Source organism: Pirellulales bacterium (genome assembly GCA_035546535.1).
Lineage (GTDB): Bacteria > Planctomycetota > Planctomycetia > Pirellulales > JACPPG01 > JACPPG01.
In genome coordinates, this window is the sequence record DASZWQ010000030.1 from 1 (window position 1) to 12,133 (window position 12,133).

Consider the following 12,133-nt stretch of genomic DNA (forward strand, 5'->3'; position numbering starts at 1 on the left):
CCTGCACTAAAAAAATCGGGTCGACAGGTTCCCTACAAGCCCGAAGCGCCAGCGAGGGCGGGAGAGGTGTGCAATCCCTCGCTGGCGCTTCGGGCTAGTGCTTGGTCACAGCTTGATTCTCGGGTTTGGGTGCCGTGGCCACGCTTGCCGTGGCCACGTCGGATTACTACGCGGCCCGACTTCGAGTCAACGCCATGCTCACGCAAGCGTGAGCATGGCACCCGAACTTATAGCTGTGACAGGGCACTCGTCTTGCGGCATCCAACTTCCAGGTTTCCGGATGCGCCAGAGCCATCATGCAACGAGCGTTCTACACACGATCGTCGTAGTACGATTCGCGCCGACGGCTATCGCGGCGGCGGGCGAACATCGGGCGCGGGACGTAGCCCTCGCCGTCTTCGCGGATCACGTAGCCGGAGAGTAACCGGTAAAAGAAGAGCAGCACGAACGCGCCGCCGGTCGCCACCAGAAAGCCCACGGGCGTCAGCGGCGAAACCCGATAGTCGGGCACGAAGAATGACAAGATGCCGCAACCGACAATGGCCCCGCCGATACCGATGCCGAGCGTGGCGACGGCTCCGCCCGGATCGCGGCCGGGCATGAGCCCTTTGGCGAGCAGTCCCGCGATCGTGCCAAAGCCGACCCACACGAAAGCTTCGTTGGCCCAGTACTGGGCCATTTCAGCGAGTTCCGGCTGTGGCATGATTCGCTCTATCCCCGTAGCACGCTGATTCCACTCTTCGCCAGCCTGGTGACCGCGGCCGCTCGGCGAAGCGTCCCGCGAACACCAGTGGCGAAGAGCATCGGTCCCCCCTGTGCGCCCCGATCACATACCGATTTGTTCCGCCGTCACGGCGGTAGCACGTATGTGCTCGGCAGGTAGCCGAGGCGCCCGACAAAACTTGTATGGCAGCGGTCGTGTGCCGCCGCAGGTGGTTGCATTGGTTTCTATTGCGGATTGAAGGGATCGTTGTCCGCTGGCGCTTCACCGGCCGGTGCTTCGTCCGGCGGCATGGCGTCGGCAGCGGGCGGTGCGGCAGCACCGTTAAGCGGGGCTGGTCCAGCGCCGGGCGGCGGCTGTACCATCGTCGCCGGTTGATCGAGATCGCCACCCGGGCGCGGTCCTGCCTCGGCCGGTCCGATGGGTGCGGCGGCGGGTCGCGAGGCGCGACCCGTGCCGTAGGCCTTCATTGCCGCCGCTTCGCGCGAGAGCTTGAACTCAGGGCCCGGCGGAAAATATTGAATGTCGTCTTTTTGCCAGTAAGGGCTGGGCAAGGTCTGGCCGGCGTAATCGCTCTGGCAACCGACGCTCGTGGCCACGACCAATAGCATCGCGGTAACGCCGCCTGCGCGGATTTTGGAGAACTCTGACCGAGCCATCGGTTTTCCCTGCTCCGTTTTGTACGCGAAGCGAACTGGTGCAATCGTTACAACCGGCAAAATTGCTACCCTGCTTTATCGTCCTTGCGGCGTGCGGACTTTCGGCAGATTTGGAAGAATTTGCCGGAAACGGCACGGCTCGATACGGCTTTCATTGCTTCGCGGGCCCACTGCTAGCGGGGGCAAGTGCAATGCCCGCAGCGGGTTGGTATGCCGAATGGCAGGAGCTCGGTTTTTGCTAACTTGCCCGCCGCTCGGTATGCTGGAAATTGCCTGGCGCCGGGCCACCCTGTCTCATTTCTCCCGGCCGGCGAGCCTGCGGGAACGGCAGGCAAAACGCATGTCGCGGCGTGGTCTTGCGTGCCGCCATGCGCCACGGCAAGCGTGGGGTAGAGGAGGAGATTTCGACGTGGCTGCAACTGTGTCGCGCGACCGGCCGGCTCTGGTGTCACTCCCTAGGTGGCTAGCGTGCGCCGCTCTGATCGGCGCCCTGTTGGCACTTCCGCCGGCGGCCCAGGCACAATTGGGATTCACCATCCCTTCGGGCCAGTACCTGGGCAGCTTTCCCACGTATTGGGACGGCGACTATCGCGACGCGCTTCTGGAATTCCAATCGGCGGCGCGCGGCGGAATTCGGGCCGGCACGAATCGCTGGATCGATTCGATCTGCTATTTCACGATGGTCGGCGAGTGCTACTACCAGTTGGGACAGAACCAACTGGCGCTGGCGCAATATACGAGCGCCTTGCAACTGTACTCGGCGTTCAACAACTGGATGATGCAGGTGCAGTTTCCGCCGGGGATCCGCGGCGCCAATCCCGGCCAGTTCAAGCCCGTCCCCTGGGGACGCAGTGCGCGCGCCGTGGTGCTGGGGAACTATCCCGATACGTTTCCCATTCTGCAGGGGCAATTCACCAATTTGCAGAACCTGGTGGCGCAGGGGGGCGGCGTTGCTTCGGCGCCGATGATGACGGCCATCGGCGTGCAGGAAATCGTCCGCTGCACGTCCCTCGCCATGCGCCGCCGCCGGGAACTGATGGGCCCGGCGTGCGCTCAGGATCAGTTGACGAACGACCTGATCACGGTCTTTTCGCGCCGACCCGGCCATCCCAATCATTGGACCGAGTGCTGGATCGACCTGCAGCTGGGCATCGCCTTTTCGTGCGGTGGCAAAGACGCGCAGGCCAAAACCTCTCTGGAGCGCGCCGTGCTGGCGGCCGGGGAATTCGACCATCCGCTGACCGGCATGGCATTTCTGGAACTGGGACGATTGGCGCTCTTGGCCGCCGACTACGACGCCGCGGCGAATTATTTCGCCGAGGCGAGCTACGCGGCCGCCATGTACCTCGACCCGACCACGATTGAAGAGGCCTTCCGCTACGGACAAACCACGCACTTGATGGCGAATCGGCCGGGGCTGTTTCCGCCGCTGGCCGCCGCCACGCTGTGGGCCAAGGCCAACAATCTGCGCCATCTGAACGTGTCGACGCAGATCCTGGCCGCCGAAAATTATTGCGTTCTCGGCGAACCCCAAGCGGCAGCGAACTTGCTGACCTCGGCCGCGACCTCCATGGCTCGCCGGGCGATGGCGGTCGGAAAGATGGGCGCCCGGCTGAACTTCATCTCGGCCTTGGCGGCCTACCAGCAAGGCGAGATGGAACTCGGCGATCAGAAGCTGACCTCGGCAATGACGTTCCAGAAGACCAGCTCGCTGCGGTTATTCCACATCACGCTGGCCGACACGTTGTACACCGACGGCACCTACAGCCCACGCGTGGCCATGGATCTTTACGGCGAAGTGCTACGCGACCCGACGGCGGCCGACTGGGCCAGCGATCCGCTGGAAGCGTTGTCAGTAATGATGACACCGCACGAACTGGAGTACGAACACTGGTTCGAGGTGGCGGTCGATCGCAAGGACCATGAACGGGTGCTGGAGATCAGCGACCTGGCGCGGCGGCATCGGTTCTTGAGCACGCTCGAGTTTGGCGGGCGCATGCACAATCTGCGCTGGCTGCTGGAAGGGCCGGACGACAATCTCGACCAGGCCGCCAAGCTGCAGCGGCAAGACTTGCTGGCGCGATACCCGGACTACGAAAAGCTGCACCTGGCGGCCGAGAAACTGCACACCGAGCTGAAGCAAGCGCCGCTGGTGGCCGAAGATCCCTCGGCGGGGCATGCGCAGGCAAACAAGCTGGCCACGCTCTCCGAGACGAGCCACGCGCAAGAACTGCTGCTACGGCAGATCGCCGTGCGCCGCGAGCCGTGCGAACTGATTTTTCCGCCGTTTCGCCCGACGAAGGATATCAAGGCCGCGCTGCCCGAGGGGCATGCCATTCTCAGTTTCTTTTCCACGCCGCGGCAGGCTTATGCCATCCTGATGACGCGCGACAAGTACGGTTATTGGAAAGTGCCGCGCGGCGACCAGTTGACCCGACCCGTGATGAAGCTGCTGCAAGCGTTCGGCAGCGTCGACGGCAACCGGCAATTGACGCTCAAGGATCTGACCACTGCGAACTGGAAGGAAACGGCCAAACAGATCTTCGACGCCATTACCAAGGACTCGCGCGCCGACCTGAAGAGCTTCACGGAACTGGCCATCGTGCCGGACGGCGCGCTGTGGTACCTGCCCTTCGAAGCGCTGCCGGTGAACGTCGATGGAGAGCAGGTGCCGCTGGGGACCAAGGTGCAGATTCGCTACGCGCCGCTCGTGTCACTGGCCGTCGGCGATCCACGGCCGCGCCGCGCGGGCGGGAATACCGCCGTGGTCGTCGGCAAACTGATTCTGAGTGGCGACACGGCGCAGTCGACGACCGCATTCGACGAGATTTCGAAGGTGTTGCCGGGCGCCGTGGCGTTGCACGCGCCGCTCCCCAAGGACTTGCCCGCCTATGCGACGTTATTCGACGGGCTGATCGTGCTGAACGAAGTGCCGACCTCCGACGAAGAACCGTACGAATGGTCGCCGCTGCCGCAGGATCAAAAAGCAACGGGGACGATTGCCAACTGGTTCCCGCTTCCGTTCGGCGGTCCTGATTTCGTCATCATGCCCTCGTTCCACACGGCGGCCGAGCGGGCCATGAAGAAGCAAACGGGCGAGCCGGGCAACGAACTGTTCCTCTCGATATGCGCCCTGATGGCCAATGGCACGCGCACGGTTTTACTAAGCCGCTGGCGCACGGGCGGACAGTCGAGCATGGACCTGGTCCGCGAATTCGTGCAGGAATTGCCGCACGCCAGCGCGGCCGATGCCTGGCAGCGCAGCTTGCTCTTGGTAACGAAGGACACACTGAACCCGGCCGGCGAGCCGCGCTTGCGCCTGACGGCGCAGGAAGAGGCACCGTCGGCCGACCATCCGTTCTTCTGGGCCGGCTATTTGCTGGCCGACACGGGAACGCTGCCGCAGGAATTGGCCGACAAGCTGCGCCAGGAGCAGATTGACAACGCCGCGGCTGAAAAACCTGCCGCGGCGAAACCGAGAGGTCCCGGCGGCGCCGCACCAGGGCAGCCGCGTGCGCAGGGTGCGGCCGAGAATCCGGCCGCCGGCGGTCCGCCACCATTTCCCACGGTGGGCGGGGCAGGCGGAATTGGACAGGCGACGCCCCAACAGCCCGGCACGCCGCAACAGCGCGGCGGACAGCCGGCCTTCGGCATGCCGCTCGACGGAGGCGCGCAGCAGCAGCCGGGCGGGCTGCCGCAACAAGTGCCGGCAGGCGGCGGATTCAACCGCGCGCGCGGTGGTATGACGCCCGGTGGCTTCGGCGCGCCGAATGGCGCGGCGGGTGGTGGTCCCAACGGCGCTGCGAATGGGGGCGCCAACGGCGCAGCGAATGGCTTTCCGAACGGTGCTCCGAACGGCGTTCCGAATAATGCTCCGAACGGTGCTGCGGCGAATAATTCTGGCCTAGGACCGGCCGGCGGTCCGATGCAAGGTGGCTTTGACGGCAGTGCTGACGAGCCTGCCGGCAAGCCGGGTCGCAAAGGCAAAACGCCCAAGACGCCGCGCACGCGCGGTGCCAAGGCGCAGCAAGCGGAAGAAGAGGGAGTTGTTCCCAACAACCTGTTTTCCGACGATGGCGCCGCTGACGACGGCACCGGCAAAGCACCGCCCAAGCGCCCGCGTACGAAAACGCCGCCCAAGACCAAGAAGCCAGCCGCGCCAAAGTCGAAACCGAAGGACGACGACGATTCCTAGACGTTGCCTCTCGCGCCGAATCTGCCACGTCGAAGGTGGCAATCGAGGAATCGGCCGCGTCTGCCAGCTTTGCGACGTGGCAGTTGTAATTAACCAGGCAGCGATACTTCGAGCGCACTTTGTGTTGCTTTGTTATGAACGTGTGAAAATCGTTGCGTAGGGCTTTCTTAGCCCGTAGGCTTGGCGGCCATGCCAGGCGAGTCTCATGCGAATGACGCCACCCATCTGCCGCGCATTCGCGGCGCGCTGCGGCGCCGGGCCTTAACGCTCGGTTATGTCAACGGCGTGTTGTGGAGCGTCGGCAACGGGCTGACGACCGGCACGCTCGTTTATTACCTGGCGCAGGAGCTGGGAGCCAAAGGAACGGCGCTCGGCGTATTGATCGCGGCGCCGTCGCTGATTGGTTTGTTGCGCTTGGCGACACCTGCCCTGATCGGGCCGCTGGGCGGGATCAAGGCGACCTGCCTGAAGGCCTCCCTGGCCAGCTATTTGCTATTGGCGATTGGTTTGCCCGGTGTGACGCTTGCGCCGGGGATTCAGCGGTCCACGGCGCTAGCGGGGCTGCTCACGCTCATCTGTGTCCACCAATTGCTCGAGTACGTCGGCAGCGTCGCGCTCTGGTCGTGGCTGTCGGCGCTCGTGCCGGTGCGCATTCGCGGGCGCTACTTCGGCCGGCGACAGGTGTGGCAGCTCCTATTTCTGATGCCTGCGTTGTTTCTCAGTGGTCGCTTCACCGACGATTGGAAGCAAACCTACAAAGAATCGCAGCCGGAGCGGTTGCTCTTGGGCTACATCATTCCGAATTGCGTAGGGGCAGGCTTATTGCTGGCGTCGCTCGTGCCACTCGTGATGATGCCTGACGTGCCGGCGCCGCGGCGCCGCGCCTCGATGACACGCCGCTGGCCGGTCGGCGATCTCGCGTTCCGGCGATTGCTCGTTTACCGCGCCTGGTTCTCGTTCTTTAACGGCATCTCGCAGGCCGCGCAGAATATCTATGTGTACGTGCTCGGGATCGGTGTCCTGCCCATGCAGATGATGCAACTGGGGATGCGCGGCGGTCAGATGGCGCTCAGCCCGCTGGCCGGGCGCGCGAGCGATCGCTTCGGTAACCGGCCGGTGCTGGAATTGAGCCAGGCGCTCGTGGCCTTGGGGCTGCTCTTTTATTTTCTGGCGTCGCCTGAGCATCCGTGGTGGATCACGGGCGCCTGGGTCTTCTGGTCGGCCTACGTCGGCCTGAACATCTGCCTGACGAACATCATGCTCAAGCTGGCGCCGTCGCAAGACAACGCCGGATACATCGCCTCGTTCGAGGCGTTAGGCGGCGTTGCGTACGGGCTAAGCACATTGGCCGGCGGCTATTTGTTCGACCGTCTGCGCGACGCGCATTTTCACACGTCGCTCGGTGGGATCGAGATCGATCACTTTGCGATTCTGTTTCTCGTGGGCGTGATCACGCGAGCACTGGGCGTGGTTTGGCTGGCGCGCATTCCTGAGCCTGGCGCGTGGCGCTGGCGAGAGATTCTGAAACGTCGCCCGAGCTAGTGGATGGCTCGAACTCTTGCCTGTTCAGCATGCTACGTCGAGCGCAAGGGATTCCGGTACGTCGCGCATTTCTGACGCCGAAGGCGTCAAACAATATAGCCCAGGGCAACGCCCTGGGTGAATTTCGCGTCCATGTTCGTCGTTATTGAGCCCTGTAGGGGCGGCACAATGAATCGAAAGACGCGCGGAATTGTATCGCCCTTTCAGGGCTCGGCTCATTGGTTTGTGCATGTGGCCCCAGGGCGTTGCCCTGGGCTGACTTATTGCACACCTTTGGTGTGCGACTCTCAAAACACAACGCGTGAAATGCGGGGATGCCCCACGGTGAGCTTGGCAATAACACCCGAATCCCGCGGTAAATGTGTGACGGTCCACCGGTGCTAAGCCGGCGACCAGCCGGGCTGGGGGCGCTCGAAAACGCGTGGCGGCTTGCCGCCGGCAAGCTTTTCGATCGCCGCCGCGTGCGCGGCAACGGCTTCCTGAGTTGTCAGCACGTCGAAAGCCAGGTCGAAACTCTGCGACGCGCCGGGCTGGAGTGTCGGCACGCGCCCCTGCTGCTCTTCGAACGAGCGAACGTTCGGGTAATTCGTCCCCGGTTCGAGTCCGGTGACGTATCCGTCCGACCCTGGCTGCTGCAATTTCCATTGCGTGAAGCAGGGAAGTTGCCGGGTATTGAAATGTAGCGCCGCTGCACGGTCGTCAGCCGCCTTGAGCAGCACGTTCGTGCGCCCTTCGGCATCCGCGGCTAGCGTGAAGAAATGAACGAATTCTCCGAGCCCTGCTTCCCCAGGTCCGTATGTGTTCCAGCGCGCCACGTCTGTCGCCGAATGCGATGTCTGCGGTACCACGTTCACGGCCGGCGCCACGAGCGTCGCGCCTGGCTGCAAAAAGGGCAAGCCGAAATTGATGTGGTACAAGAGCTCGAAATCCGTCGGCTCGCTCGACAGGTTCGTTACTTCGTCATGAATCGAGAAGCTTGGCTCGCCGCCGCGCAATCGCACTGTCGACGTCAGCCGCAGCTTGCGGCCGAACAGCCGTGACTCGTCCACGATACCGCTGACGCTGATCTCGCCGGTTTGACCGTCGACGGAGATTTCGACGCGATGCGCCGGCGTATTTGCGATCCGGCCGTGCAAGGGATGCACCAGGCGGCCCGCTTCATTCCATTCGGGGCCGCCGTTCGATTCCAGCCCGCAGCGGCACAGCCATTCGTCGAAGCCGGCCAGCCAGCCGATGCCCGATCCTTCGAACAAATTGACGAACGTCGGATGCACCGGGCCGCGCACGGGCGATTGCCAGCCAAGCTCGACGTCGCCGCAGAATACCTTGTGAATGCCCATGCCGCGCGTCGGTAGCAGCACTAAGCGCACGGCGCCGTTTTCTACCTCGATGACGTCAACGCCATCGCCGAGGCCGCCGCGCAGCACGTACTTCTTGACACGCAATCCGCGCACCAGCTCGCCCGTGAAATCGGCCGGCCCCCGTTCCAATTCCGGCACAAACACCCGCTGGTCGACGTCGGTCAGCAGCCACGACTGGCTCATGCTATGCATCCCTGGCAAAATGGGCTCGATCTCGGCAATGGGCGACTTCCTGCTGTCGCGCCGTCACGGTAAGGCCATGAATCTACGGATTGCGAGTCGATCTGGCCAGGACCAAGGGACGTTGGACCGTCATTTCACCAAGGTCGTGGCGGCTTTGCCTTCTTCTTGCACCAGGAACACGAGCAGCCTGGCCGGCTTCGACTTGCTGGCGTTGCGGCTGACGACGTGGATCGTGCCGGGCGGTTCGTACCACATGTCCCCCTGCTTGAAGGTCTTTAGTTCCTCTCCTTGCAGCTGGCTCTCGACCATGCCTTCGAGCACGTAGGCAAACACAGCCACGTCGTGCCGGTGCTTGGGCGAGGCGCCTCCCGCGGCATAATTGACCGTAATTACGTTCACCTTGCGAAAATCGCCCTGCGGCAACATCTGCTCGAAGACCTTGGCGATCGCGCTGCCGCTGCCGGGCGGAGTAACCTTCGCATCTTCGTCTTCATGCGAGAGAGCCAAGGACGTTGCCACGATCAGAACAAATGCGGCAATGGTGCCGGTCCAGACAAGGGGCGTTCGCAGTAAGGACATGGTCGATCTCCCAATGTTGGTGGGGGCGAAGGTCGTGGCGCGCATATTTTAACGCCTCGGTCCAATGGATTGACGGTCCACAGGCGTCGTGTGTGACGCGTTCCACGACCTTTCGGGCTGCTTGCGAACCGTTTCCCTAACGAATAAAACAAGTCCTTTCCAGGTAACCGTTTGCCGGGCGTTCTGCCGGGCATTTTCTCCTAGGAGTTTCGGCCGGATATGGCGACAGCGACCGTTTCTACCAAAGACGTGGTGGCCAAGGACAACGTAGCGAAGATTCTCGATGCCGCGCTCGACGCCGGCGGCGGACTGTTGCGGCTTACGCCTACCTGGGTGCCGCGCAGCTTCTTGCACCCGGGCAAACGCATCAAGCTGGCGCCGACCGACTGGTACGCCTACGGCGCTCACCGCGGCGGCATCGACGAGCGCTGGTTTGCCAGTACCACCGAGGCGGCCAACGACAACCGCACGCCCGACGAAGGGCTGAGCTACGTCACCTTCGAAAAGCAGCGATTCACGTTGCGCGACGCCGTGGCCGAGAAGGGATCGCGGCTGGTCGGCAAGACGATGTTCGATAAGTACAAGCGGTGGCCGGTGTACTCGAAGTTCTTCGACAACATGGGGCCCATCCCGCACCACATGCATCAGAAGTTCGAGCATGCGGCACTGACCGGCCAGGAAGGTAAGCCCGAGAGCTACTACTTCCCGCCGCAACTGAACAACGTCGACAACAACTTTGCCTATACGTTCATGGGGCTCGAGCCGGGCACGACGCGCGAGCAACTGCGCCGCTGCCTGGAGAACTGGTCGAAGGGGGATAACGGCATCCTCGACCTGTCGCGGGCCTTCCGCTTGAAGCGCGGTACCGGCTGGCTCATTCCGCCCGGCGTGCTGCACGCTCCGGGCTCGCTGTGCACTTACGAGCCGCAATGGGGCTCGGACGTGTTCGGCATGTTCCAGTCGTTGGTCGAAGGACGCGAGGTTCCCTGGGCCTTGCTCGTCAAGGATGTGCCCAAGGACAAGCACCAGGACCTCGATTTCATCATCGACCAGCTCGATTGGGAAAAGAACGTCGACACGCACTTCAAGGAAAACAACTATCTCGAGCCGATCGTCGACAAGGCGCGCAGCGGATCGGGCTACACCGATCGCTGGATCGTGTACGGCACGGTCGACGGCGCGCAACTGTTCAGCGCCAAGGAATTGACCCTCGAGCCGGGGGCGAAGTGCAAGATTCAAGACCCCGGCGCCAGCGGCTGGATCACGGTGCAAGGGCGCGGGCGGATGGGCAAGCTGGCGCTGCAGACGCCGGCCATGATTCATTTCGGCCAGCACACCGAGGATGAAGTGTTCATCACGCACGAAGCGGCCACGGCCGGCGTCGAAATCGAGAACACCGGGAGCGAACCGCTGGTGGGCCTGCGCTATTTTGGCCCTGATACGCACGCCAACCTGCCGAAGATGGGCGATTACAAACGCTGAACGCATTTTGCATTCGGTATTCTGTAGCCAGCCTTTTTGAGGCCGGGATGTGCAGGTAAGGCGTCGGGGGTCACAGACCCCGGCTACAGAGTTGAAACAAGTTTTCCATGGAGAAGCGGGTGCCACTGGTGGCTTGCCCACCAGTGCGACCTTTGCGGTTAGATATTACGACAACACGCTCGCGAGAACGCACGCATGAGCCCTACGCATAGCAATCAATCTCCGAAGCTGCACAACGCGGCCTGGCCGGGCGTCGTCGGCAAAGGACCCGATTCCGAGCCGCCGATCGAACTGGACACGATGCTCGACCTGACGGCCGCGGCCGAGGTCGACGGCGTGAAGTTCGACGGGGTCGACCTGTTTTTGTTCGCGCCGCACGTCGACATCGACTCGTCGGACGCGGATCTCAAGCAACTCGCCGACAGAGTGCGCTCGCGAGGCCTGGTCATCGGCTCGGTCGTGGCGCCGGTCTGGCCGCCCACGGGCGGAGGATCGGCCATGGGTAGCGAGCAAGAGCGAAAGGACTTTTTGACGCAGGTGCGCAAGGGCTGCCGCATCGCCAAGAAGCTGCGCGAACTGGGCGCGCGCCCCTACGGCGTCGTGCGCATCGATTCGGCCGTCGATCCCGGCACGTGGTCGCAAGGGGACGCGACAGCCAATTCGAAGAAGATCGCCGAGACATTCCGCGAAGCGGCCGCGATTGCGGATGACCATGGCGAACGTTTAGCGGCCGAAGGCGAGATCTGTTGGGGTGGCATGCACAGTTGGCGCCGCATGGTCGAGCTGTTGGAAATGGTCGACCGGCCGAAGACCGTCGGCTTCCAGGCCGACATGGCGCACACGCTTTTGTACCTGTTGGGCTATAACGCGCCCGAGGACCGTATTCTACCCGAGAAATTCGATTGGAAGGACACGGCGGGCCTGCAAGAGGGGCTGAAGAAGCTGACGGCCGCCTTGCGTCCCTGGACCATCGATTTCCACGTGGCCCAGAACGACGGCACGGTGAAAGGCTCGGGCTCGCACGACAAGACGGGGCGTCACTGCCTGCCCGACGATCCCAACGGCCGGCTGAACATCGCCCGGGATGCGGGCCACTGGCTGCGCGACGAAAAAGGCGCGCTCACCAAAAAATTCCAGCACATCTGCTGGGACGGCTGCATGTTCCCCAACGACGTCATGCACCGGCCGCAGACGTGGAATTCGATCCTGTCGGCCATGATCGCCGTCCGCGACGCGCACGGGTGGCGCGAATGACGAATGTCTAAATTCAAATCAGTACTGTCCGGTTAGAAGTCGAATAGGCGTCGTTGGTTAGGGTCGGGGTCTGTACGGTTTTGGTGTTGTGAGGTGGAAAGTAGCTGTAAAAGTGGGGTTTTCTCGAAGGTATTGACAGACAAGATTTGGAGGATTT

8 protein-coding genes are annotated in these 12,133 nt (G+C 63.0%); 4 read left to right on the forward strand and 4 right to left on the reverse strand.

From position 1 onward, the window contains the following. Positions 1-310 precede the first annotated feature (310 nt). On the reverse strand, positions 311-703 hold the full coding sequence (locus tag VHD36_03455; protein HVU86351.1) for a GlsB/YeaQ/YmgE family stress response membrane protein: 393 nt from the start codon (positions 701-703) through the stop codon (positions 311-313). A 245-nt stretch (positions 704-948) separates the two neighbouring features. Further along, complete coding sequence (locus VHD36_03460; protein ID HVU86352.1) at positions 949-1,380, reverse strand: hypothetical protein; 432 nt, start codon at positions 1,378-1,380, stop codon at positions 949-951. A gap of 409 nt (positions 1,381-1,789) precedes the next feature. Between VHD36_03460 and VHD36_03465 the strand changes: the two genes are divergently transcribed. Both VHD36_03465 and VHD36_03470 read left to right on the forward strand, forming a co-directional pair. Beyond that, positions 1,790-5,575, forward strand: a complete 3,786-nt coding sequence (locus tag VHD36_03465; protein ID HVU86353.1) for a CHAT domain-containing protein — start codon at positions 1,790-1,792, stop codon at positions 5,573-5,575. Between the two features lie 189 nt (positions 5,576-5,764). Next, positions 5,765-7,117: an MFS transporter gene (locus VHD36_03470; GenBank protein HVU86354.1), complete on the forward strand. Its 1,353-nt coding sequence runs from the start codon at positions 5,765-5,767 to the stop codon at positions 7,115-7,117. Positions 7,118-7,497: 380 nt separating this feature from the next. Here VHD36_03470 and VHD36_03475 read toward each other — a convergent pair whose 3' ends face one another. After that, entirely contained in the window at positions 7,498-8,661 is a 1,164-nt protein-coding gene (locus VHD36_03475; protein ID HVU86355.1) for an aldose 1-epimerase family protein, read from the reverse strand. A gap of 129 nt (positions 8,662-8,790) precedes the next feature. Beyond that, positions 8,791-9,240: a cupin domain-containing protein gene (locus tag VHD36_03480; GenBank protein HVU86356.1), complete on the reverse strand. Its 450-nt coding sequence runs from the start codon at positions 9,238-9,240 to the stop codon at positions 8,791-8,793. A 219-nt stretch (positions 9,241-9,459) separates the two neighbouring features. Between VHD36_03480 and VHD36_03485 the strand changes: the two genes are divergently transcribed. Together VHD36_03485 and VHD36_03490 are read left to right on the forward strand one after the other, a co-directional pair. Beyond that, entirely contained in the window at positions 9,460-10,722 is a 1,263-nt protein-coding gene (locus VHD36_03485; protein ID HVU86357.1) for a hypothetical protein, read from the forward strand. Between the two features lie 195 nt (positions 10,723-10,917). Next, a complete protein-coding gene (locus VHD36_03490; protein HVU86358.1) occupies positions 10,918-11,976 on the forward strand; it encodes a TIM barrel protein in 1,059 nt (352 codons plus the stop codon). Positions 11,977-12,133 lie beyond the last annotated feature (157 nt).

Excerpts from the sequence above, each read along its gene's own strand:
- VHD36_03455 (HVU86351.1), bottom strand. The coding sequence starts at position 703 with ATGCCACAGCCGGAACTCGCTGAAATGGCCCAGTACTGGGCCAACGAA.
- VHD36_03460 (HVU86352.1), bottom strand. The coding sequence starts at position 1,380 with ATGGCTCGGTCAGAGTTCTCCAAAATCCGCGCAGGCGGCGTTACCGCG.
- VHD36_03470 (HVU86354.1), top strand. The coding sequence starts at position 5,765 with ATGCCAGGCGAGTCTCATGCGAATGACGCCACCCATCTGCCGCGCATT.
- VHD36_03475 (HVU86355.1), bottom strand. The coding sequence starts at position 8,661 with ATGAGCCAGTCGTGGCTGCTGACCGACGTCGACCAGCGGGTGTTTGTG.
- VHD36_03480 (HVU86356.1), bottom strand. The coding sequence starts at position 9,240 with ATGTCCTTACTGCGAACGCCCCTTGTCTGGACCGGCACCATTGCCGCA.
- VHD36_03485 (HVU86357.1), top strand. The coding sequence starts at position 9,460 with ATGGCGACAGCGACCGTTTCTACCAAAGACGTGGTGGCCAAGGACAAC.
- VHD36_03490 (HVU86358.1), top strand. The coding sequence starts at position 10,918 with ATGAGCCCTACGCATAGCAATCAATCTCCGAAGCTGCACAACGCGGCC.